Source organism: Sinorhizobium sp. (assembly GCF_059070375.1).
This window is the reverse complement of record NZ_JCACWC010000002.1, coordinates 872,006-893,511: the sequence shown is the minus strand read 5'-3', so window position 1 is coordinate 893,511 and position 21,506 is coordinate 872,006. Positions and strand designations below refer to the sequence as shown.

At 62.6% G+C, this 21,506-nt stretch carries 19 protein-coding genes and 1 pseudogene; 12 read left to right on the top strand and 8 right to left on the bottom strand.

Translation table 11 applies throughout. The features are described 5' to 3' along the window. Window positions 1-26: 26 nt before the first annotated feature. Complete coding sequence (locus AC5J09_RS08695; protein WP_494297426.1) at window positions 27-2,390, top strand: bifunctional diguanylate cyclase/phosphodiesterase; 2,364 nt, start codon at window positions 27-29, stop codon at window positions 2,388-2,390. Between the two features lie 64 nt (window positions 2,391-2,454). Here the strand turns inward: AC5J09_RS08695 and iolG are convergent, their stop codons facing one another. The 3 genes from iolG to AC5J09_RS08680 form a co-directional block, all read right to left on the bottom strand. Further along, window positions 2,455-3,447 (bottom strand): inositol 2-dehydrogenase, encoded by a 993-nt coding sequence (gene iolG / locus AC5J09_RS08690; protein WP_494297425.1) that lies wholly within the window; start codon window positions 3,445-3,447, stop codon window positions 2,455-2,457. A gap of 281 nt (window positions 3,448-3,728) precedes the next feature. Beyond that, entirely contained in the window at window positions 3,729-4,136 is a 408-nt protein-coding gene (locus AC5J09_RS08685) for a type II toxin-antitoxin system VapC family toxin (protein ID WP_324763549.1), read from the bottom strand. Further along, window positions 4,136-4,390 (bottom strand): type II toxin-antitoxin system Phd/YefM family antitoxin, encoded by a 255-nt coding sequence (locus AC5J09_RS08680; RefSeq protein WP_494297424.1) that lies wholly within the window; start codon window positions 4,388-4,390, stop codon window positions 4,136-4,138. Before AC5J09_RS08680 ends, AC5J09_RS08685 begins: the two co-directional genes overlap by 1 nt. A 214-nt stretch (window positions 4,391-4,604) precedes the next feature. On the opposite strand from AC5J09_RS08680, the gene AC5J09_RS08675 reads away from it, so the two are divergent. Beyond that, window positions 4,605-4,847 carry a hypothetical protein gene (locus AC5J09_RS08675; RefSeq protein WP_026168958.1) on the top strand — a complete coding sequence of 81 codons (243 nt, stop codon included), beginning with the start codon at window positions 4,605-4,607 and terminating at the stop codon, window positions 4,845-4,847. A 3-nt stretch (window positions 4,848-4,850) separates the two neighbouring features. Here the strand turns inward: AC5J09_RS08675 and AC5J09_RS08670 are convergent, their stop codons facing one another. Together AC5J09_RS08670 and AC5J09_RS08665 are read right to left on the bottom strand one after the other, a co-directional pair. Continuing rightward, on the bottom strand, window positions 4,851-5,303 hold the full coding sequence (locus tag AC5J09_RS08670) for a hypothetical protein (RefSeq protein WP_275599279.1): 453 nt from the start codon (window positions 5,301-5,303) through the stop codon (window positions 4,851-4,853). A gap of 64 nt (window positions 5,304-5,367) precedes the next feature. Beyond that, entirely contained in the window at window positions 5,368-6,348 is a 981-nt protein-coding gene (locus AC5J09_RS08665) for a LysR family transcriptional regulator (RefSeq protein ID WP_100670719.1), read from the bottom strand. 272 nt (window positions 6,349-6,620) lie between these two features. Between AC5J09_RS08665 and chvE the strand changes: the two genes are divergently transcribed. The 7 genes from chvE (at window position 6,621) to AC5J09_RS08630 (ending at window position 15,967) form a co-directional block, all read left to right on the top strand. Beyond that, window positions 6,621-7,688, top strand: coding sequence for a multiple monosaccharide ABC transporter substrate-binding protein (chvE, locus tag AC5J09_RS08660; RefSeq protein WP_100670072.1), 1,068 nt, complete (start codon window positions 6,621-6,623; stop codon window positions 7,686-7,688). A gap of 191 nt (window positions 7,689-7,879) precedes the next feature. Further along, window positions 7,880-9,415 (top strand): multiple monosaccharide ABC transporter ATP-binding protein, encoded by a 1,536-nt coding sequence (gene mmsA / locus AC5J09_RS08655; RefSeq protein ID WP_494297423.1) that lies wholly within the window; start codon window positions 7,880-7,882, stop codon window positions 9,413-9,415. Next, window positions 9,415-10,629: a multiple monosaccharide ABC transporter permease gene (gene mmsB / locus AC5J09_RS08650; protein WP_494297422.1), complete on the top strand. Its 1,215-nt coding sequence runs from the start codon at window positions 9,415-9,417 to the stop codon at window positions 10,627-10,629. The genes mmsA and mmsB overlap by 1 nt, the downstream gene beginning before the upstream one ends. Before the next feature lie 145 nt (window positions 10,630-10,774). Further along, window positions 10,775-11,770 carry an AraD1 family protein gene (araD1, locus tag AC5J09_RS08645; protein ID WP_494297421.1) on the top strand — a complete coding sequence of 332 codons (996 nt, stop codon included), beginning with the start codon at window positions 10,775-10,777 and terminating at the stop codon, window positions 11,768-11,770. A 72-nt stretch (window positions 11,771-11,842) separates the two neighbouring features. Beyond that, window positions 11,843-13,276, top strand: a complete 1,434-nt coding sequence (locus tag AC5J09_RS08640) for an aldehyde dehydrogenase family protein (protein ID WP_324763553.1) — start codon at window positions 11,843-11,845, stop codon at window positions 13,274-13,276. A gap of 57 nt (window positions 13,277-13,333) precedes the next feature. Continuing rightward, a complete protein-coding gene (gene araD, locus AC5J09_RS08635) occupies window positions 13,334-15,073 on the top strand; it encodes an L-arabinonate dehydratase (RefSeq protein ID WP_018098306.1) in 1,740 nt (579 codons plus the stop codon). 183 nt (window positions 15,074-15,256) lie between these two features. Further along, window positions 15,257-15,967: a hypothetical protein gene (locus AC5J09_RS08630; RefSeq protein WP_494297420.1), complete on the top strand. Its 711-nt coding sequence runs from the start codon at window positions 15,257-15,259 to the stop codon at window positions 15,965-15,967. Window positions 15,968-16,146: 179 nt separating this feature from the next. On the opposite strand, the gene AC5J09_RS08625 is transcribed toward AC5J09_RS08630, so the two are convergent. The 3 genes from AC5J09_RS08625 to AC5J09_RS08615 are packed head-to-tail and all read right to left on the bottom strand — an operon-like array spanning window position 16,147 to window position 19,322. Then, window positions 16,147-16,965, bottom strand: coding sequence for a transglutaminase family protein (locus tag AC5J09_RS08625; RefSeq protein WP_494297419.1), 819 nt, complete (start codon window positions 16,963-16,965; stop codon window positions 16,147-16,149). 16 nt (window positions 16,966-16,981) lie between these two features. Next, window positions 16,982-17,923: an alpha-E domain-containing protein gene (locus AC5J09_RS08620; protein WP_494297418.1), complete on the bottom strand. Its 942-nt coding sequence runs from the start codon at window positions 17,921-17,923 to the stop codon at window positions 16,982-16,984. A gap of 4 nt (window positions 17,924-17,927) precedes the next feature. Then, a complete protein-coding gene (locus AC5J09_RS08615; RefSeq protein WP_018098310.1) occupies window positions 17,928-19,322 on the bottom strand; it encodes a circularly permuted type 2 ATP-grasp protein in 1,395 nt (464 codons plus the stop codon). Window positions 19,323-19,703: 381 nt separating this feature from the next. Between AC5J09_RS08615 and AC5J09_RS08610 the strand changes: the two genes are divergently transcribed. The 3 genes and pseudogenes from AC5J09_RS08610 to AC5J09_RS08600 all read left to right on the top strand — a co-directional run bounded on the left by AC5J09_RS08610 (window position 19,704) and on the right by AC5J09_RS08600 (window position 21,371). Beyond that, window positions 19,704-20,624 carry a DMT family transporter gene (locus tag AC5J09_RS08610; protein ID WP_494297417.1) on the top strand — a complete coding sequence of 307 codons (921 nt, stop codon included), beginning with the start codon at window positions 19,704-19,706 and terminating at the stop codon, window positions 20,622-20,624. Between the two features lie 97 nt (window positions 20,625-20,721). Beyond that, a pseudogene (locus AC5J09_RS08605) lies at window positions 20,722-20,919 on the top strand (efflux RND transporter permease subunit); the annotation flags it as partial. Then, a complete protein-coding gene (locus AC5J09_RS08600; RefSeq protein ID WP_026168960.1) occupies window positions 20,916-21,371 on the top strand; it encodes a DUF411 domain-containing protein in 456 nt (151 codons plus the stop codon). The pseudogene AC5J09_RS08605 and the gene AC5J09_RS08600, both read left to right, overlap by 4 nt. The last annotated feature ends 135 nt before the right edge of the window (window positions 21,372-21,506 follow it).

Below are 21,506 nucleotides of genomic sequence, written 5' to 3'. Positions count from 1 at the left end.
AGCTGTCTTCGGCTTGGGGGACGGCGATGTTTTCAGTGATTGCATGCATACGCGATGATCATGACTGGCGCCTGATCGTGGTGGCGACGGTCGTCTGTCTGGCCGGCAGCGTCGCGACGATGCTGCTTCTCGAGCGCGCCCGGCGCAGCGCAGGCAGTCAGCGGCGCCTCTGGATTGCAGTCTGCGCCTTTGCCTGCGGCATCGGCGTATGGTCGACGCATTTCATCGCGATGCTCGCCTATGACGGGGGAATCCCCATCGCCTACGGGGCCGGAGGCACGAGCTTTTCCATTGCGGTCGCGATCGCGACGTCCTGGGTTGCCTTCTCGGTCGGCCTGGCCGGAGGCTCTCGCCATGCTCCGGCCGTGGGCGGTTTGCTGCTCGGGCTCGGAATCGCCGCCATGCACGTGACCGGCATGCGTGCCATAGAGGTGCAGGGACGGGTCGCATTCGATCCGGAAACGAGTTTCGCCGCCGTTCTTCTCGGCACGTCGATCGCCGCGCTCGCCTTGCATGCGTTCCAGGCGCTGCGCGGCGTGCGCGGGCTCGCCGCATCCATCCTGCTCCTGGTGGTGGCGATATGCGTCCTGCACTTCACGTCGATGAGCGGCGTCGTCCTGATCCCCGACCCGAGCGTCGCCGCAACGGACGTCTTCGATCCGTTCTGGCTCGCGGGGGGCGTCATCGCCGCATCAACCACGCTCATTCTTACGGCCTTCGGCGCTCTCTTCGTCGACAGGCACCTGACGGACCTCAAGGGACTCGCCAACGCCTCGCTGGAGGGCATGGTGATCCTTCGCGGCGGCGAGGTCATCGAAGTTAACGAACGGTTCGCCACGCTCTGTGGTCGAAAGCCCGCCGAGCTCATCGGCAGGCAACGGCGGGAGCTGTTCGCGGAAGCGCCCGGAAGACGGAGCCCGCACGACCTTGGCGCCGGAGAGGGGGCAAGCGAGGGAGAGCTCCTTCACGCGGACGGCGGATACGTGCCCGTCGAAAGGGTCTGCCGAACGATCGAATACAAGGGCCGGCAATGCGACGTGATCTTCGTGCGGGATCTGACGGCGCGCAAGGATGCCGAACGGACGATCGAACACCTCGCTCACCACGATGCGCTGACGGATCTTTCCAATCGAAGCTCCTTTGACCGCCGCCTGAAACAGGCCCTGGCCGCCGCCGTCCACCACAATGAAGCGCTGGCGGTCCTGTGTCTCGACCTCGATCGCTTCAAGGCCGTGAACGACATTTTCGGCCACGGGGAAGGCGACCGTATCCTCAGGAAGGTGGCCGATATCCTCCGGGCGGCGGCAGGAGAGGCCGACACGATCGCGCGACTGGGCGGCGACGAGTTCGCCATCGTCCAGAGCGGAGCGGCGCAGCCGGAGGCCGCGCGACTCCTGGCGGACCGTATCCTCAAGCTCTTTTCGGAAGAGATGGATACGCGGCGCGATCCGATGGCGGTGGGGGTCAGCATCGGCGTAGCGATCTGTCCGGGCGACGGGACCACCGCGGAGCGGCTCTACGGCAATGCCGATACGGCGCTCTATCGGGCTAAGCAGACCGGCAAGGGCATCGCCTGCTTCTTCGACGCCGAAATGGACGAAGCCGTGCGCACGCGCCGGCAGATCGAGAACGATTTGAGGCATGCGGTCGTCAGGCGGCAGCTCTTCCTCGAATATCAGCCGCTTGTAGATGTGCGGGACGACCGGATCGTCGGTTACGAGGCGCTGTTGCGCTGGCGCCATCCCGATCGCGGTCTCGTCGGCCCGAATGTGTTCATTCCGATTGCCGAAGAGAGCGGCTCGATCATTCAGATCGGCGAATGGGTGCTGGAAGAGGCCTGCATGGAGGCGGTGCGCTGGCACCAGCGGCTGCCGGTCTCGGTCAATGTCTCACCGGTGCAATTCCTCCTCCCGAACCTTTTCGACCGGATCGAATCCACACTGCTGCGGACGGGGCTGGAGCCGAGGCGGCTCGAACTGGAAATCACCGAAGCCGCGCTGATGCATAACCGCGACGACGTCCTCGCAACTCTCGTCCGGCTGCGCCTCCTTGGCGTCAGGATCGTGATGGACGACTTCGGCACCGGGCACTCCTCGCTCAGCAATCTCCAGACGTTTCCATTCGACAAGCTCAAGATCGACTGCAGCTTCACCGCCTCGCTCGACAAGGACCCGGCAGCCCATGCCATAATCCGCGCGATCATCGCGCTCGGCCACAGCCTCAACCTTCCGGTCGTCACCGAAGGCGTCGAAACGGAGCGGCAGAGACAGATCATCGTCGACGAGGGTTGCCGGCATATCCAGGGCTTTCTGACCGGCCGACCCGGGCTGGCACCGAGCGTGGACGCGGCCTCATCATCCTCCACGGTGCCGCATCGGATGGGAGCCTGAAGCGCGATGAGACGAAAAAAGGCCGGACACTGCCCGGCCTGTCTTTTCAATAGGGCGGCAGTCGTCAGGCTATGCTGATCTGGCGCTTTTCCTCAACGGAGCGGACCGCCGCATCGGCGAGCGCCAGCGCGGCAAGGCCGTCCTTGCCCGACGGGGCGATCTCGGCGCCTTTTTCTATTGCGGCGATGAAGCTTTCGATCTCGTTGGCGTAGGCTTCCGTGTAGCGCGTCATGAAGAAATCGTGCAGCGGCGGGCGCGTGTAGCCTTCGCCGGTCGCGATCTCGATCGAAACGGGGCGCTGGTTTTCAGCGGCGACGGCGCCCTTGGAGCCGTGAACCTCGATACGCTGGTCGTAACCATAGGTGGCGCGGCGCGAGTTCGAGATAATCGCCTGCTTGCCGGATGCCGTCTGCAGGATGACCGAGACGCTGTCATGGTCGCCGGCTTCGCCGATCGCCTTGTCGACGAGCACGGCCGCAGTCGCGGTGACGGAAACGGGCTCCTCGCCCAGCAGAAAACGCGCCATGTCGAAATCATGGATTGTCATGTCCCGGAAGATCCCGCCCGAACGCTTGATGTAGTCGACCGGCGGCGCACCGGGATCGCGCGAGGTGATCGTCACCATCTCGACCTCGCCGATGCGCCCGTCGTCGATCGCCTTGCGTACGGCCATGAAATGCGGGTCGAAACGACGGTTGAAGCCGACCATCAGCTTGGCCTTGGTCTCGGATACGACCTTCAGGCAGCCCCTGACGCGCTCGACGTCGAGATCGATCGGCTTTTCGCAGAAGATTGCCTTGCCGGCACGGGCGAAGCGCTCGATCAGATCGGCATGGGTATCCGTCGGCGTGCAGATCACCACGGCGTCGATGTCGCCGGCGGCCTCGATCGCATCGATCGTCCGGACTTCGCAGCCATAGGCGCCGGCGATCGCTTCCGCGGCGGCCGGAAAGGCATCCGCCACCGCGACGAGGCGGGCATCGGCATTGCCGCTGACGGCTTTCGCATGAACCTTGCCGATACGCCCGGCGCCCAGAAGACCAAATCTCACTGTCATCATTGTCGTCCTTGAATTCCGGTGCGCGACCGGGTTGGCACACGATGATTGACGCTCATCGCGCAAAGGCGTCGCGGGCCATCCGCGGAGGAACTGGAATGAAACGGCCAATTATTGCCTATGCGGAATATTTATTCCAATCGGCTTGGCGCCGTCAAGTATCAACCGCGGTCGGTTCACTGGTCCGGCCCAAATCCTCGCCCCGGCCCTGATCGAGCAAAAGAGGCGCGGCCGGGCGAGGCCGGCTTTTGGCGATTACGGGCGGCCCGTTGCCGAGCCGCTCACGCCGGTGTCTCCCAAGGATTGATCAGTGACGCGCCCGTGTCTTCAAAATCCTTGACGTTGCGCGTGACGAGGATCAGATCGTGGACGATCGCGGTCGCGGCGAGGAGCCCGTCAATATCGCCACGCGACCGAATCGTGGCGATGCGGCCCCATTCGACGGCGATCTGGTCGGTCACCGGAAGGATGCGGTCGCCATGGTCGTGGCGCAGCTTGCGCAGCCATTCGGTGAGGTGAGCGGCAGCCTTCGGATCCGACTTCTGTTTCAGTGCGATGCCGCGCATGATCTCGCCAAGGGTCAGTGCACTCAGATGGATGCTGAGCGGATCGACGGAACGCAACCAGGACAGCGCCTGCGGCGTGCCGCGTCGCGCCTCCGAAACGATGTTGGTGTCAACCAGATACATCAGAAGGCCACGCCGCGACTCGGCGTTTTGGCGCGCGCTTCGATGGCATCGGCGAGCTCGTCGTCCCAAGGGGGACCGCCAAGCAGATCGTCGACCAGGGTCGGCCGGCCGGCGCGCAGAGCGTCATAGTCGTGGGCGGACAGCACCACGGCCGTGCGCTCGCCACGCAGCGTGACGATCTGCGGCCCTTCGTTGCGCGCCTTCTGCACCACTTTCGAGAAGTGGTTCTTCGCGTCCTGCAGCTGCCAATCCATTATTTTGCTCCGACCTAGCTAGCCTGTCTAGCTTATAGGCCTGTTTGCCAACGATTTGAAGTGCCGCTCTGTTGCGAGCAGCGGAAATGCGGAAATCGTCCGCTTCGTTCTGCGCCGCCGAACGGCAGATCTCTGCGCGCTTTTGCTGCATTTGCTCTCATTGCGGAAATGTGCAGTAGATGAATTCGATATCAAGTCTCCCAAAGGAACCAGGATGATCAAATTCATCGATCCGGATCACCCCTTCTATCGTCCCTTGTGGATCCGGCTGCTGATCATCGTGTTCTGCGCCGTGTGGACGGCGGTGGAATTCTACGGCGGGCAGGTGATGTGGGGGACGATCTTTATGGTCGTGACCGCCTATGCGGGCGCGTCCCTTCTCCTCTTTTACCGGCCGAAGGAGGAGAGCCAGAGCAAAGGCGAAGCCGCCGGCGACACCACCGACGGAACGAACTGACGCTTATCCAGTCACCTTCCGCCCTTCGATCCGCCTCAAAGCCTCGTCGATGAGCATGTTAGCAAGCTTCATGCGCAAGGTCGCATTGAGCCGCGCTTCCACCGGCAGCCTGTCGGGATGGTTCGCCGCGGCGAAACGCCTCCGCTTGGCGGCGAGCGTCAGCGCGGTTTCCGTTTCGCCCAGCGAGAGCTCGGAGGCGACCTCCGCAAGGCCTGTGCGCTTCAGATGATCGGGCATGGAGAACGGTTCGGATCGTTCCTCCGCCGCCACTGCGCGATAGGCCTGCTCCACCGCGCTGCGGGATGCCCAGGTGTGGGCCGCGTTTTCGGCAACGAAGCCCGGCGCCGCGCCGATGGCGGTGCCCCGCCATCCGTCGCTGGCCTCGTCCGACAGCCCGTCGTCCTGCTCGGCCTTGAGGCGCTCGAGCACCGAGTGGAATACCGACATGCCGAACATCAAGTCTCTCCGGGCAGGCACTGAGTTGGCCGGAGCTTGCGATATCAAGATTATGCGGACCTGATCACGCCCTGCTCTGCTTCAGGATCAGATCGTAAAGCAGCTTTGCGCTCGGGGGGAGGGCCCGGCCTTCGGCGGTGATCAGCCCATAGGGTTTGATGCGGATCGCAAATTCGGTCGGCAAAATCCGGATCTCGCCGGCTTCCGTGCCGTTGCCCGCGACCAGCCTGGCGACGTCGAGCGCAACGGGAGCGATCGCATTGGTGTTCCGCACGATCGACAGCGTCAGGATGGTCGATGAAGTATTGATGACCGTCGCCGGAAGCCGGACGCCGGCGGAAGCGAAACTGTCTTCGACCGCGCGTCGAAGCAGTGTACCGGGCGGCTGGAACACCCAGTCGTAGCCCGGGAGGTCGTGGGCGCTGGCTGACGCCTTGTCCAACAGCGGGTGGCCCTCCCGGACGATGAGGCAGACCTCCTCGAAACCGATTTCGACCAGGTTGAACAGCCGCGGATTGAGGTCGTCGGGGATCCGCCCGACGATGAAATCGTGCCGCGCCGCCAGAAGCTCCCGCGTCAGCACGTTGCTGTTGTCGATCTGAACGTTGATCTCGATGCCGGGATAGGCCGTCGACACCTGGCGGATCGCCGGCACTGCGAGATTGAGCCCCGGGCCGGTGACCGATCCGAGCGAAACCGACCCGCCGCTGCCGGTCTTCAGCTCGTTGATCTCGCGCGCAGCCTCGCGCAACTCGAGGAAGATGGTGCGGGCCCGGCGTGCCAGGGCCTCGCCGTAGCGGGTCAGTTCGACGCCGCGCGCCACGCGCTCGCATATCGGCGCCTTCACGATCGCTTCGATCTCCGCGAGCATGCGTGAGGCTGCCGGCTGCGAAATCCCAAGCGAGTCGGCCGCGGCGCTGATGCGCCGATGGTCGTCGATCGCCAGGATGAGCCGCAAGTGGTTGATCTTCAAGCCGGAGCGGAAAAGCCCCGTCTCCAGCAGTTCTCCCGTAAGCCCGGCTGCATTCTGCCTGCCATCGAGCATCGCATTGGGTTCCGTTTTCAAGAGTTTCAAAAATCACACTCTTTTAGAGCGATATATCAATTTTGGTATGCACGCAAAGCGATATTGTATTTGACAGTTATGGCAATTGATTCCAGTTTCCCAGCATATGCGCCAGCGCATGCGGGAGTATGATAAGACGGGGAGGGCTTCCTTTATCTTGAACCACCGCCGGGGGTCACGCTCGCGACGGTGGTCGCTGCGCATAGACGGAGGCCCCGTGCCTGCCGGTTCAACACTCAGGGAGAGATCTGATGAAATTCTTTACTTCGCTTCTCGCGGCTGCGGCGATCACGGTCGCCGGCTTCGCCGCGCCGGCAGTCGCCCAGGAAAAGGGCATGGTCGGCATCTCCATGCCGACCAAGACGTCGACGCGCTGGATCTCCGACGGCGAGACCATGGAGAAGCTGTTCAAGGAAGCCGGCTATACGCCGGACCTGCAGTTCGCCGACGATGACATTCCGAACCAGTTGGCGCAAATCGAGAACATGGTGACCAAGGGCGCGAAGGTTCTCGTCATCGGCGCCATCGACGGCACGACGCTTTCCGACATTCTGCAGAAGGCGGCCGATGCCGGCGTCAAGGTCATCGCCTATGACCGCCTGATCCGCGATTCCGGCAATGTCGACTATTACGCCACCTTCGACAACTTCCAGGTCGGCGTGCTGCAGGCGACCTCGCTCGTCGAAGGCCTGAAACTCGACAGTGCCACCGAGCCGAAGAACATCGAACTTTTCGGCGGCTCGCCGGACGACAACAACGCCTTCTTCTTCTACGACGGCGCGATGTCCGTTCTGCAGCCTCTGATCGACAGCGGCAAGATCGTCGTCAAGTCCGGCCAGATGGGCATGGATCAGGTCGGCACGCTGCGCTGGGATGGCGCCGTGGCCCAGGCCCGCATGGAAAATCTTCTGTCGTCCGCCTATACGGACGCGAAGGTCGATGGCGTTCTGTCGCCCTATGACGGTCTGTCGATCGGCATCATTTCGGCTCTGAAGGGCGTCGGTTACGGCTCCGGCGACATGCCGATGCCGATCGTCACCGGTCAGGACGCCGAACTGCCGTCGGTCAAGTCGATCCTCGCCGGCGAACAGTATTCCACGGTCTTCAAGGACACCCGAGAACTCGCCAAGGTCACCGTCAACATGGTCAACGCGATCATGGATGGCAAGGAGCCGGAGGTCAACGACACGAAGACCTACGAAAACGGCGTCAAGGTCGTTCCGTCCTATCTCCTGAAGCCCGTTTCCGTCGACAAGTCCAATGCCAAGGAGGTTCTCGTCGGTTCCGGCTACTACACGGAAGATCAGCTCAACAACTGATGCGGCGAACCGGGAGGGTGCGCGACACGCTCGCGCACCCTCTTAATCCAGGCGGCATGCGTCTCGTCGCAATGTCGCTGTAGCACTTTGGCCCGCCGCGTGGTTTTATTTCGTATCGGAGCCGGTCGAAAGAACCGCGCAGCACGGGAGAGCGCCTGCAGTCTCTCCGACTGCAGCTGGAATGGCTGAGTATGGACAATATCATTCTTGAAATGCGGGGCATCACGAAGACGTTTCCGGGCGTCAAGGCCCTGGACAATGTCTCGTTCAAGGTCCGCGAAGGCGAGATCCACGCGCTTGTCGGGGAAAACGGCGCCGGCAAGTCGACCTTGATGAAGGTGCTGAGCGGCGTCTATCCGGCCGGTACCTATGAGGGCGAGATCCATTACGACGGCGAGCCTCGCCGGTTCAGCACGATCTCGGACAGCGAAGAGCTCGGCATCATCATCATCCATCAGGAACTGGCGCTCGTTCCGCTGCTTTCGATCGCCGAGAACATCTTTCTCGGCAACGAGGTGGCCGAAAAGGGCGTCATTCACTGGCCGCAGACCTTTGCCCGCACCCAGGAACTCCTGAAGAAAGTGGGCCTGAACGAGTCTCCCACGACGCTGATCACCGACATCGGCGTCGGCAAGCAGCAGCTGGTGGAAATTGCCAAGGCGCTTTCGAAGAAGGTCCGCCTGCTGATCCTCGACGAGCCGACCGCATCCCTCAACGAAAACGACTCCGACGCGCTTTTGAAGCTGCTTATGGAGTTCCGCAGCCAGGGCATGACGTCGATCATCATCTCTCACAAGCTCAACGAGATTAAGAAGGTTGCCGATCAGATCACCATCCTGCGCGACGGCGGAACGGTAGAGACGCTCGACTGTCATAAGGAAGACATCAGCGAGGACCGGATCATCAACGGCATGGTCGGCCGGGCCATGGAAGACCGCTATCCGCCGCGCGAACCGAAGATCGGCGACACGCTGCTCGAGGTGAAGAACTGGAACGTCTATCATCAGCATCACCGCGACCGGCAGTTTCTGCACGACGTCAGCTTCAAGGTCCGCGCCGGCGAGGTCGTCGGCATCGCCGGACTGATGGGCGCCGGACGCACCGAGACGGCGATGAGCCTCTTCGGCAAGTCCTGGGGCCACAAGATCACCGGCGAGGTGACGATGCATGGCCGGCGGGTGGACGTGAGCACGATTCCCAAGGCCATCAAGGCCGGTCTTGCCTATGTAACGGAGGACCGCAAGCAGCTCGGTCTCGTGCTGATCAACAACATCATGCACAACACCACGCTCGCCAACCTGCACGCGGTCGCATCGAACGGCGTCATCGACGAGCGCAAGGAACGCAAGGTCGCCGCCGAGTATCGCTCGAAGCTCCGCATCCGTTCCCATTCGATCTATCAGGAGACGGTCAACCTCTCCGGCGGGAACCAGCAGAAGGTCGTCCTGTCCAAGTGGCTGTTCACCAACCCCGAAGTCCTCATACTCGATGAGCCGACGCGCGGTATCGATATCGGCGCGAAGTATGAGATCTACACCATCATCAACCAGCTCGCGGCCGAGGGCAAAGGCATCCTGATGATCTCGTCGGAGATGCCGGAGCTGCTCGGGACCTGCGATCGCATCTATGTCATGAACGAGGGGCGCATTGTGGCCGAGCTTTCCAAGGAGGAAGCAAGCCAGGAATCGATCATGCGCGCCATCATGCGTTCAGGGGAGAAACACTAATGGTCGCCGATACGAGCACCGAAACCACCAAACCGTCGATCGGTGACTACCTCAGGAACAACATTCGCGAATACGGCCTGCTGGTCGCGCTCGTCATAATCATGCTGTTCTTCCAGTTCGTCACCAACGGCGTCCTCTTCAGGCCCGTCAACATCACGAACCTGGTGCTGCAGAACTCGTTCATCGTCATCATGGCGCTGGGCATGCTGTTGATCATCGTTGCCGGGCACATCGATCTGTCGGTCGGCTCCATCGTGGCCTTCATCGGCGCGATTTCGGCGATCATGCTCGTCAAATGGGGCTTGCCTGCCTTCGTGGTCATTCCCGCCTGCCTGATCGTCGGCGGCATCATGGGCGCGGCGCAGGGCTACTGGGTCGCCTATCAGAAGATCCCGGCCTTCATCGTCACGCTGGCCGGCATGCTGGTGTTCCGGGGAATGACCTATGTGGTCCTCGGCGGCCGCCCGATCGGACCGTTTCCGAAGGACTTCCAGATTCTCTCGACGGGATTCGTTCCCGACTTCCTTTATTTCCTCAACCCGAGCCCGGAGACGATCAAGAACATGGTCGCGCTGGTCGCCGTGCTGTTGCTCGTCGGCTATGCGGTCTTTGCCGGGATTCGCAACCGCCGGATCAACGACCAGCACGGCACGGAGAACGAGCCGTTCGCCTTCTTCGCGATCCAGATGGCGGTCATCAGCCTGGTGGCCCTGTTCCTCGGCTTCCAGCTTTCGACCTATCGGGGCCTGCCCAACGTCCTGGTCGTCATGGGCGTGCTGATCGCCGTCTACACCTTCGTCACCACGCGCTCGACGATCGGCCGGCGGATATACGCGATGGGTGGCAACGAGAAGGCGACCAAGCTCTCCGGCATCAATACCGAGCGGCTGACCTTCTACGCCTTCGTGAACATGGGCGCGCTCGCGGCGCTTGCCGGCATGATCATCACCGCGCGTCTGAATTCGGCGACCCCGAAAGCCGGCGTCGGCTTCGAACTCGACGTGATCGCGGCCTGCTTCATCGGCGGGGCGTCCGCCTCGGGTGGCGTCGGCAAGATCACCGGTGCGGTGATCGGCGCTTTCATCATGGGCGTGATGAACAACGGCATGTCCATCATGGGCATCGGCATCGACTACCAGCAATTGATCAAGGGCCTCGTGCTGCTCGCAGCCGTGTTCTTCGACGTTTACAACAAGAACAAGGGCAAGGGCTGACCGGCTTCCGCTCGGCCCCGATGATCGCAACAGAAAAACGCGGCATGTTTGCCGTAACCGGGTGGCGTAAGCCACTCTCGGGCGAAGCGTTGCTTTTCCGCAAGGGAAGGCATCGTGGGAGCCAATTCATCAGGAAGGACAGAACGTGCTGATTTCTCAGGTCAGGAAAGAAGACGGTTCGGTTACCGTCGCCGTGCGGGCCCCGGGCGAGACGGCGCGTGCCGTCAGGGGAGCGGAGAGCGTCTATGCTCTGGCGATGGAAGCGGCCAATAGCGGCAGGAGCCTCAGGGACGTCGTCGACGCCAAGGGCCTTGGCGAAACGATCGATCTCGAGGAAGCCTATTCCCAGGGGCGGCTGCTTTCCCCGATCACGCATCCCGATCCCGCCCATCTGCATCTGACGGGGACCGGGCTCACGCATCTTGGCTCCGCTGCAACCCGCGACGCGATGCACAAGAAGGCGACCGAAGCCGCCGAGGAAACGCTGACCGACTCGATGAAGATGTTCCGCATGGGGCTCGAAGGCGGCAAGCCGAAGTCCGGTGAGAAGGGCGTGCAGCCGGAATGGTTCTACAAGGGCAACGGGACCACGGCTGTGGCCCCCGGCGAGCCGCTCGTGTCTCCGTCCTTTGCGGAGGATGGCGGCGAAGAGCCCGAAATGGCCGGCATCTATGTGATCTCCGACAAGGGCGTCCCCTTCCGGCTCGGCTTTGCGGTTGCCAACGAGTTCTCAGATCACAAGACCGAGCGGGTCAATTATCTGTGGCTCGCACATTCGAAGCTCAGGCAGGCGAGCTTCGGGCCGGAAATCCGCATCGGCGCGGCTCCAGAGGATATTCGCGGGGCATCGCGCATCCTTCGGGGCGGCAAGGTGCTGTGGGAGAAGCCTTTCCTTTCCGGTGAGGCGAACATGTCGCACAGCTTCGCCAATCTCGAATATCACCATTTCAAGTACGGCCTCTTCCGCGCACCGGGAGACATCCACGTCCACATGTTCGGCACGGCGACGCTCTCTTTCGGCGACGGCATCCGCACGGAGGAGGGAGACGTATTCGAGATCGAAGCCAAGGAATTCGGCCTGCCACTGCGCAATCCGCTGGCGATCGCGGCGGAGGAAGAGGTCGCTGTCCACCAGCTCTGACATATCTCCAATGGCAAGCGCGAGGCAGTGACCGCGGCCGCTTGCGGCAAGAAGACAAGGAGGCTGAAGCCCATGACACTTCACCAGAACCTGATCGCCGGCGAATGGGTCGGCGGAGACGGCGTTGCGAACATCAATCCGTCGAACACCGATGATGTCGTCGGCGAATATGCCCGCGCCAGCGCCGAAGACGCGAAAGCCGCGATCGCCGCGGCCAAGGCCGCCTTTCCCGCCTGGTCGCGCTCCGGCATTCTCGAACGCCATGCGATCCTGAAAAAGACCGCCGACGAGATCCTGGCGCGCAAGGACGAGCTCGGGCGCCTCCTCTCGCGAGAAGAGGGCAAGACGCTCGCCGAAGGTATCGGAGAGACGGTGCGCGCCGGCCAGATTTTCGAGTTCTTCGCCGGGGAAACCCTGCGTCTTGCGGGCGAGGTTGTTCCCTCGGTCAGGCCGGGGATCGGCGTCGAGATCACCCGCGAGCCGGTCGGCGTCGTCGGCATCATCACGCCCTGGAACTTCCCGATCGCCATTCCCGCCTGGAAGATCGCTCCGGCTTTGGCTTACGGCAACACCGTCGTCTTCAAGCCGGCAGAGCTGGTGCCGGGCTGTTCTTGGGCGATCGTCGATATCCTCCATCGCGCGGGTCTGCCGAAGGGCGTCCTGAACCTCGTCATGGGCAAGGGTTCCGTCGTCGGCCAGGCAATGCTCGACAGCCCCGACGTCAACGCCATCACCTTCACCGGCTCGACCGCCACCGGGAAGCGGGTGGCCGTCGCTTCGGTCGAACATAACCGCAAGTACCAGCTGGAGATGGGCGGCAAGAACCCGTTCGTCGTGCTCGACGATGCCGATCTGTCCGTCGCCGTGGAAGCGGCGGTCAACTCCGCCTTCTTCTCGACCGGCCAGCGCTGCACCGCCTCCTCACGCATCATCGTTACCGAGGGCATTCACGACCGGTTCGTCGCCGCGATGGGTGAGCGGATCAAGGGTCTCGTCGTCGACGACGCGCTGAAGGCCGGCACCCATATCGGTCCGGTGGTCGATCAGAGCCAGCTCAACCAGGACACCGACTATATCGCCATCGGCAAGCAGGAAGGCGCCAAGCTCGCCTTCGGCGGCGAGGTGATCTCGCGCGACACGCCCGGCTTCTACCTGCAGCCGGCGCTGTTCACCGAGGCGACCAACCAGATGCGCATCTCGCGCGAGGAAATCTTCGGGCCGGTCGCGGCCGTCATCCGCGTCAAGGATTACGACGAGGCGCTCACTGTTGCCAACGACACGCCGTTCGGCCTGTCTTCGGGCATCGCCACCACCAGTCTGAAGCATGCGACGCACTTCAAGCGCAATGCCGAGGCCGGCATGGTGATGGTCAACCTGCCGACGGCGGGCGTCGATTTCCACGTGCCGTTCGGCGGCCGCAAGGCTTCCTCCTACGGCCCGCGCGAGCAGGGCAAATACGCCGCAGAGTTCTACACCAACGTCAAGACAGCCTACACGCTTGCCTGAAGAAACCGGGCGTAAAGCCGGCATGTCCAGCCCGCGCAGGGCGCAAGGAAGGAAGAAATGAAGAAGAAAGCTGAGTGGCCGCGCAAGCTCCGTTCGCAGGAGTGGTTCGGCGGTACTGGCAAGAATGCCATCATGCATCGCTCCTGGATGAAGAACCAGGGGCTTCCCGCCGACACCTTCGACGGGCGGCCGATCATCGGCATCTGCAACACCTGGTCCGAGCTCACGCCCTGCAATGCGCATCTGCGCGACCTCGCCGAGCGTGTGAAGCGCGGGGTTTACGAGGCGGGGGGCTTCCCGGTGGAATTCCCGGTCTTCTCGACCGGTGAAAGCACGTTGCGCCCGACGGCGATGATGTTCCGCAACCTGGCGGCGATGGATGTCGAGGAATCGATCCGCGGCAATCCGGTCGATGGCGTCGTCCTGCTCGGCGGCTGCGACAAGACCACGCCCAGCCTGTTGATGGGTGCGGCCAGCGTCGACATACCGGCGATCGTCGTATCCGGCGGTCCCATGCTCAATGGAAAGTGGCGCGGCAAGGACGTCGGGTCCGGCACGGCGATCTGGCAGTTTTCCGAAATGGTGAAGTCCGGCGAGATGTCGCTGGAGGAGTTCATGGACGCCGAGCAGGGCATGGCCCGTTCCGCGGGAAGCTGTATGACCATGGGCACGGCCTCGACCATGGCGTCGATGGCCGAAGCGCTCGGCATGACGCTTTCGGGCAATGCGGCCATTCCCGCGGTCGATGCGCGCCGCCGGGTGATTTCGCAGCTTACCGGCCGCCGCATCGTCGAGATGGTCAAGGAGGATCTGAAGCCCTCCGACATCCTGACCAAGGAGGCCTTCGAGAACGCCATCCGCGTCAACGGCGCCGTCGGCGGCTCGACCAATGCGGTGCTGCATCTGCTCGCGCTTGCGGGCCGTGTCGGCGTCGATCTTTCGCTGGACGATTGGGACAGGCTCGGCCGCGATGTGCCGACCATCGTTAACCTCCAGCCCTCCGGCAAATATCTGATGGAGGAGTTCTATTATGCCGGCGGTCTGCCGGTCGTGATCAAGGCGGTCGCGGAGATGGGCCTCCTGCACAACGACGCCATCACCGTCAGCGGTGACACGATCTGGAACGACGTCAAGGCCGTCGTGAACTACAACGAGGACGTGATCCTGCCGCGGGAAAAGGCGCTGACGAAATCGGGCGGCATCGCCGTCCTGCGCGGCAATCTGGCGCCGCGCGGCGCTGTTCTGAAACCTTCGGCCGCCTCGCCGCACCTTATGCAGCACAAGGGCCGTGCGGTCGTATTCGAAAGCATCGAGGACTATCACGCACGCATCAACCGTGAGGATCTCGACATCGACGAGACCTGCATCATGGTGCTGAAATATTGCGGTCCCAAGGGCTATCCGGGCATGGCCGAGGTGGGCAATATGGGCCTGCCGCCGAAGGTCCTGAAGAAGGGGATCACCGACATGATCCGCATTTCGGATGCGCGCATGTCGGGTACGGCCTACGGCACCGTCATCCTTCATACCGCGCCGGAAGCTGCGGAAGGCGGACCCCTGGCGCTCGTCGAGAATGGCGACATGATCGAGGTCGACATCCCGAACCGCACGCTGCATCTCCATGTTTCCGACGAGGAACTTGCACGACGCCGTGCGGCCTGGGTATCGCCGGTAAAACCGCTCACGGGCGGCTATGGCGGTCTCTATCTCAAGACCGTGATGCAGGCGGATTCCGGCGCCGATCTGGACTTCCTGGTCGGCGCGCGTGGATCGGTGGTCGAGCGCGACAGCCACTGATGCGATGAACCGCGGCGGAGCGTTCGGGTACGAATCTCCGCCGCAACCAAATCACCGGGCGGGCGGTTGCGTACTGCGCCGCCTCGACAAGTTGTGCGCCTTCCGCCTGTTCGTGAAACTTATTCGCGTGTTCGGAATTATCCTCAATCGGGCAATCGCTTTCCGTTGCAAGAGGAAGTGAACATGCGGAAGAAAGCCTTCGTTCTCTCTGTCGGTCTCATGACGAGTCTGACCTTTATTCCCAGTACTCCCGGCTTTGCCCAAAGCGTCGGAGGCAATGGTGGCCTGAACGTCGGAGTGTCTCTCGGAGGTTCGCGGGGCGTCAACGCCAATGTCGGCGCATCGCTTGGCGCATCCAGAGGTGTCAGCGCCGACGTCGATGCGTCCGTCGGAGGATCGCGCGGGGTCAATACTTCGGCCACGGCATCCGTCGGCGGCAGCCGCGGCATCAGCGCCAATGCCAATGCAAATGCGGGCGGCAGCCGCGGCCTCAACAGCACTGTCAGCGCAAATGTCGGCGGCGGCAACGGCATCGACGCCGATGCGGACGTTTCGCTCGGAGGCAGCCGCGGTCTCAACGCCAATGTGAGTGCGAATGCCGGCGGCGGAAGCGGAGCCGGATTGGATGTTGGCCTCGGTCTTGGCGGCGGCAGCGCGGGCGGCGGAGGTGGTCCCGGCAACGGCGGCAGCGGTGGCAGCGGTGGCGGACCGGGTGCCGGTGGGGGCGCGGGCGGTATAGGCACCCCCGGCCAGACCCCGATCGCAGCTTTCAACGCCATGTCCCCCAACGAGCGGCGCACGGTACTGAAGCGCTGCCGTGATGTCGTCAGTGGCGGCTATGACCGGGGACTGGTCGCTCTTTGCCGGATCCTGCAGTCGACTGCATCGCGGTAAGTGGAGCTGGAGGCCTGCCTGGATCCTTTCCCGCGTTCAATGAAACGTGAAAGGATCCAACCTCTTCCACAACAGAGCATTTCAATGGAAACACTGAAATGCTCTATCCATTTTGATCGACGCACTTGCGGACGGAAAACCCGTTACACACTTCTCCCGGAAGTGCTCTAAGGGCCGCTTCAATTCTGAGCTTGGCTCTGTCCTTGTTGCTCGACCGTCACAGCCACCTTCAGGGTCTCGGTGCCTGTACCGTGCACCAGTCCCGAAACCGGCGAAGCATCGCGGTAACATAGTCCCGAGGCGATGCGGACATAGCGGTCGTCCGGGCAGACCTTGTTGGCGGGATCGAACCCGACCCAGCCAAGGCCGGCAATGTGCACGTCGGCCCAGGCGTGGCTTGCGGTCTGCTGCGGATGATCCTCCATCATGAGATAGCCGGAGACGTAGCGTGCGGGCAGGCCAAGGGTGCGCGCGGCGGAGATCAGGACATGGGCATGATCCTGGCATACGCCCTTGCCGCGCTCCAGTGCCTCCTCGGCGGAGGTCCCGACCTGGGTCTCGCCCGGTTCGTAGCGTACGGTCTCGTGAATGAGCGTCATAAGCGCGTGCATGCGCTCGAGTTCAGTGGCGCCTCCGGCGGCTTTCGCGAGTTCGCGGATACGCTTGCCCGGCTTGGTGAGCGGGGTTTCGCGGGCGTAGAGCCACAGCGGTACATAGGACTGGTGAGCGCCGAATACGCCGGCCCGGTCTTCCGTTTCGACTTCGCCTCTCGCCTCTACGCAAAGGGTCGTTCGATCGGCGTCGACGCTGACGAGATGCGTGCGGTTGCCGAACTGGTCGTCATAGCTCACCTCGATGGCGGCCCCGTCCACCAGCGTCTTCCAGTTCCGCACCGTCTGGCCCGGCAGATTCACCGGCGTGAGGCGCAGTCGCTGCAATGCGTATTGTACCGGTTGGTCGTAATGATACTCGGTCGTGTGGCTGATTTTCAGATACATCTACGCCCCCTGAAGCTCATTGATAGAACCGGTAACCATCTGAGATTTCCTGGCCGAGGCGATTGTTCTGGCTAATGAACTCCTTGAGATATTGGTGTAGCCCCTGATCCATGATTTCCGCGATCGACTGGCTGCGCAGCAAGCCGAGCGTCTGCTCGGCGGTCTCGTGAGCCGCGTGACGCTCGCCGTATTCGCGCGCGAGATAACCGAGATTGGAGACGAGCTTGTCGTAGCAATAGGCCAGCGAGCGCGGCATGCGGCCGTTTGCGATCAGGAAGTCGGCAATATTTGCGGGCCTGAGTTCGGCGTCATAGACCCAGCCATAGGAGCGGTGTGCGGAGACCGAGCGCAGGATCGATTCCCATTGGACGTTGTCCATGGACGATCCGACCGCGGAGACTGCCGGCAGAAGCACGTAATATTTGACGTCGAGGATGCGTGCGGTGTTGTCGGCCCTCTCGATGAAGGTGCCGATGCGAGAGAAGTTGAAGATCTCGTTCCTGAGCATCGTGCCGTGGAAGGCGCCCCGGATAAGCCCGGCCCGCCGCTTGATCGTGTCGATGATCTCCGGCATGTCGGTGGTCTTCGCCCTCCTGGCGAGGATCCCCTTCATTTCGATCCAGCATTCGTTGATCGCTTCCCATGTCTCGCGCGTGAGCGCCGTGCGGACCATGCGGGCGTTGTTGCGCCCAGCCTCGATGCACGACATCACGCTTGACGGGTTGGCGCGGTCACGCAGGAGGAAGTCGATCGCGTCGCTGCTGGTCAATCCTTCGTGGACCTGGTCATAGAGCTCTCGCACGTCCGCGCTTTGCAACACCCCGTCCCAGTCGTCCTCGGCCGCTTCGCTGCGCGTGAGCGACATGCGCAATCCGGCATCGATGAGGCGGGCGCTGTTCTCCGCGCGCTCGATATAGCGGAACATCCAGTAGAGGCCGTTCGCAGTTCTTCCCAGCATGGCCTCAGTCCTCCAGCACCCAGGTATCCTTGGTCCCGCCGCCCTGGCTGGAATTCACCACCAGGGAGCCTTCTTTCAGGGCCACGCGGGTCAGGCCGCCCGGAATAATCTGAACCTTGTCGGAGACGAGCACATAGGGACGCAGATCGACGTGGCGCGGCGCAATGCCCTTTTTGACCATGATGGGCACCGTCGAAAGCGACAATGTCGGCTGGGCGATGTAGTTGCCGGGGCGGGATTTGAGCTTCTCGGCAAAGGCTGCACATTCCTTTTTTGTCGCGGTCGGGCCGACGAGCATGCCATAGCCGCCGGAGCCGTGAACCTCCTTGACGACGAGTTCGGCGAGATGCTCGAGTACGTATTTGAGGCTCTCCGGTTCCGAGCAGCGCCAGGTGGGCACGTTCTCGAGCAGGGGTTTGCGGCCGGTATAGAACTCGACGATTTCCGGCATATAGGAATAGATCGCCTTGTCGTCGGAAATGCCGGTGCCGGGGGCATTGGCGATGGTGATGTTGCCGGCGCGATAGACATCCATGATCCCCGGTATCCCGAGGGCGGAATCCGGGCGGAAGGTGAGGGGGTCCAGGAAATCGTCGTCGACGCGCCGGTAAAGTACGTCGATCGCCTCGTAGCCGCGCGTCGTGCGCATCTTTACCCTGCCGTCGATGACGCGCAGGTCCGAGCCCTCCACCAGTTCGACGCCCATCATATCCGCCAGGAACGCGTGCTCGTAGAAGGCCGAGTTGTAGATGCCGGGCGTGAGGACGGCAACGCGCGGCTTGCCCTCGCAGCCGGCCGGGGCGAGCGAGGAAAGGCTCTGGCGAAGCAGATTGGGATAGTTCTCCACCGGTCGCACGCGGTTCTGGTGAAACAGCTCCGGAAACATCTGCATCATGGTTTCGCGGTTTTCCAGCATATAGCTGACACCGGAGGGCGTGCGGGCATTGTCCTCCAGAACATAGTACTGGTCTTCGCCGGTGCGTACGATGTCGGTACCGACGATGTGGGTGTAGACGCCGCCCGGCGGCCGGAAGCCGATCATCTGCGGGAGGAAGGTGTCGTTCTTCTCGATCAGTTCGCGCGGGATGCGACCGGCGCGGATGATCTCCTGCTTGTGATAGATGTCGTCGAGAAAAGCGTTGAGCGCGATGACGCGCTGTTCGATGCCTTGGGCGAGCCGGCGCCATTCGCGCCCGGAGATGATGCGGGGTATGAGATCGAAGGGGATCAGTTTTTCGGAGGAATCCGCGTGTCCGTAGACTGCGAAGGTGATGCCCGTCTTACGAAAAATCTTTTCGGCTTCCTTCGATTTCGCGATGAGCCGGTTTCTGTCCTGACTGGCATACCATTGATGATAGGTCGAATATGGCTGGCGCGGACTGCTGTCCGCATTGATCATTTCGTCAAATACCAAAGGCGTGATCCCCTTATTTTCGACCATTTGAATACAACGCAGAGTGCAATGCAAGAAGCGTGCACATTTGCGATCGAAGAATTTTGGCGGGTGGCGGCGCGGCCGTTTTCCGCGTTTCCGGGCGAAAACCGGGGCAGGGGCACGCGCAGCCTGGACTTCGGGCTGCGCAGAAAAAACAGGCTGATGCCCGGATTTTAGGCCCATAGGATTCGAGGAGACGCGTTCAGCAGGTTGTGGAGCGGCCGTTCCGATTCGCTGATACTATCGATCAGAAAAATTCCTTTGACCGGGCGCTGTCGCCGCTCTATCGCGGCAGCGGCGATCCTGCTCGGATCGTCCCCTATCCATTTGCTCAGGAAAGATTTCATGCTCGCCCGCCTGGCCCCGGCCATCTTCGTGCTGCTCTGGTCGACAGGCTGGGTCGTTGCAAAATATGCGGCCATCTTCGCCGATCCGCTGACCTTCCTGGCGCTGCGCTATAGCTTCGCCATTCTGCTCTTCATCGGCTTCTGTCTCCTGAGCGGGGCGCGCTGGCCGCGCTCGGCGACGGCGATCGGCCATGCCGTCGTGTCCGGCGTCTTCCTCCACGGCCTCTATCTCGGTGCCGTCTGGTGGGCGATCGGGCAGGGTGTGCCCGCGGCGATCTCCGGCATCATTGCCGGCTTGCAACCCCTGATGACGGCTGCGGCCGCGCCTTGGCTGATCGGCGAGAAGCTGGCGGGCCAGCAGAAGCTGGGCCTTATCCTCGGCTTTTGCGGCATCGCGCTTGCGGTCGCGCCGAAAATGCTGGCGATCGACTCGGCCGCAACGCCGATCCACCTGCTGCCGCTGGCCGTCAACGTTCTCGGCATGGCCGCCGTCACCTACGGGACGCTCTATCAGAAACGGTACCTGCAGACTGGCGACATCCGGTCGATTGCAGCGTTGCAATACGTGGGAGCGCTCCTCGTGACCATCCCTCTGGCGCTCATGCTCGAGGACCTGCGGGTCACCTGGAATATCGAACTTGTCGCGGCGCTCGCCTGGTCGGTGCTGGGCCTCTCGATGGGAGCGATCGCACTCCTGCTCTATCTCATTCGGCGCGGGCAGGTATCGCGCGCGGCATCGCTGATTTATCTGGTGCCGCCGCTCGCCGCCGGCGAGGCGGCTCTGTTCTTCGGAGAAGCGCTGACCTGGCCGATGATCGTCGGCACGGTAATTGCCGTCACAGGGGTCTATCTCACCAACCGCAAGCCGGCCAACGGAACAGCCGCGAGCGACAGCGCAAAGGAAGCGCAGGCGGTTTGACGAACGCGATGACGGGGTGCACTCGAAGCCCTGTCGATCGCACTGCCCGGTATCGTCGGCCGCAACTCATGGTGTGGGCGGTCGAACGGGTCCGGCCGGGTCCGGGTCGGAGGTCATGCAGTGGATCGCTGTCCCGATGATCGGCGGAATGGTATCCTCGACGATCCTCACCTTGGTGGTCATTCCGGCCGTTTATGGCGTCGTGAAGGGCTGGCGGCTGCCCTCACCGGGTGCATCGACGAAAGCCGGCCATTTCAATGCCGCACAACACGCGTACAATGGAGAGCAGCGATGAGAAGAAGAGCGTTTCTGATTTCCGCGGCCGCGACCGCGTCGGTTTGGATGATCGGGCCGGCCTTGGCAGCCGGGCGCGTAATGGTCGTCTACAAGGATCCCAATTGCGGCTGCTGCCATGAGTGGGCCGCGGCGATGAAGGGAGCCGGCTTCCAGGTAAAGATCGAGAACGTCGACGACCTGTCTGCGATCAAGCAGCGCCATGCGATCCCGGATGAGATGCAGGGTTGCCATACCGCCGTGGTCGGCGGTTATTACGTGGAGGGCCACGTGCCGCTCGATGCCGTCGAAAGGCTTCTCGCCGAGCGTCCGGACATTGCCGGCATCGCGGTCCCGGGCATGCCCGTCGGATCGCTGGGCATGGGAGACGACCCGCGCGCATCCTATGACGTGTTCGCGGTGAACAGGGACGGCACCAGCGCGATCTATCAGTCTGTCAGGCCCAAGGGCTGACCGGCGCAGGTGATGCAGGGTGTCGAAACGGCGGGGATCTACCCGCCGTGTCCACGACGCTTGGCGCCTAAGAGCGTTCAATGCATTGAAACATCAAACACTCGAAGTCTTTGACGCTATGCACTTATCCTCGAA

Bases quoted from the DNA above. Each gene is read 5' to 3' on its own strand.
- araD (WP_018098306.1), top strand. From the start codon at position 13,334: ATGAAGAAGAAAGCTGAGTGGCCGCGCAAGCTCCGTTCGCAGGAGTGG.
- mmsB (WP_494297422.1), top strand. From the start codon at position 9,415: ATGGTCGCCGATACGAGCACCGAAACCACCAAACCGTCGATCGGTGAC.
- AC5J09_RS08630 (WP_494297420.1), top strand. From the start codon at position 15,257: ATGCGGAAGAAAGCCTTCGTTCTCTCTGTCGGTCTCATGACGAGTCTG.
- chvE (WP_100670072.1), top strand. From the start codon at position 6,621: ATGAAATTCTTTACTTCGCTTCTCGCGGCTGCGGCGATCACGGTCGCC.
- AC5J09_RS08640 (WP_324763553.1), top strand. From the start codon at position 11,843: ATGACACTTCACCAGAACCTGATCGCCGGCGAATGGGTCGGCGGAGAC.
- AC5J09_RS08680 (WP_494297424.1), bottom strand. From the start codon at position 4,390: ATGGATTGGCAGCTGCAGGACGCGAAGAACCACTTCTCGAAAGTGGTG.
- AC5J09_RS08600 (WP_026168960.1), top strand. From the start codon at position 20,916: ATGAGAAGAAGAGCGTTTCTGATTTCCGCGGCCGCGACCGCGTCGGTT.
- AC5J09_RS08625 (WP_494297419.1), bottom strand. From the start codon at position 16,965: ATGTATCTGAAAATCAGCCACACGACCGAGTATCATTACGACCAACCG.
- AC5J09_RS08620 (WP_494297418.1), bottom strand. From the start codon at position 17,923: ATGCTGGGAAGAACTGCGAACGGCCTCTACTGGATGTTCCGCTATATC.
- AC5J09_RS08610 (WP_494297417.1), top strand. From the start codon at position 19,704: ATGCTCGCCCGCCTGGCCCCGGCCATCTTCGTGCTGCTCTGGTCGACA.
- AC5J09_RS08615 (WP_018098310.1), bottom strand. From the start codon at position 19,322: ATGATCAATGCGGACAGCAGTCCGCGCCAGCCATATTCGACCTATCAT.
- AC5J09_RS08665 (WP_100670719.1), bottom strand. From the start codon at position 6,348: ATGCTCGATGGCAGGCAGAATGCAGCCGGGCTTACGGGAGAACTGCTG.
- mmsA (WP_494297423.1), top strand. From the start codon at position 7,880: ATGGACAATATCATTCTTGAAATGCGGGGCATCACGAAGACGTTTCCG.
- AC5J09_RS08675 (WP_026168958.1), top strand. From the start codon at position 4,605: ATGATCAAATTCATCGATCCGGATCACCCCTTCTATCGTCCCTTGTGG.
- iolG (WP_494297425.1), bottom strand. From the start codon at position 3,447: ATGACAGTGAGATTTGGTCTTCTGGGCGCCGGGCGTATCGGCAAGGTT.
- AC5J09_RS08685 (WP_324763549.1), bottom strand. From the start codon at position 4,136: ATGTATCTGGTTGACACCAACATCGTTTCGGAGGCGCGACGCGGCACG.
- AC5J09_RS08695 (WP_494297426.1), top strand. From the start codon at position 27: ATGTTTTCAGTGATTGCATGCATACGCGATGATCATGACTGGCGCCTG.
- AC5J09_RS08670 (WP_275599279.1), bottom strand. From the start codon at position 5,303: ATGTTCGGCATGTCGGTATTCCACTCGGTGCTCGAGCGCCTCAAGGCC.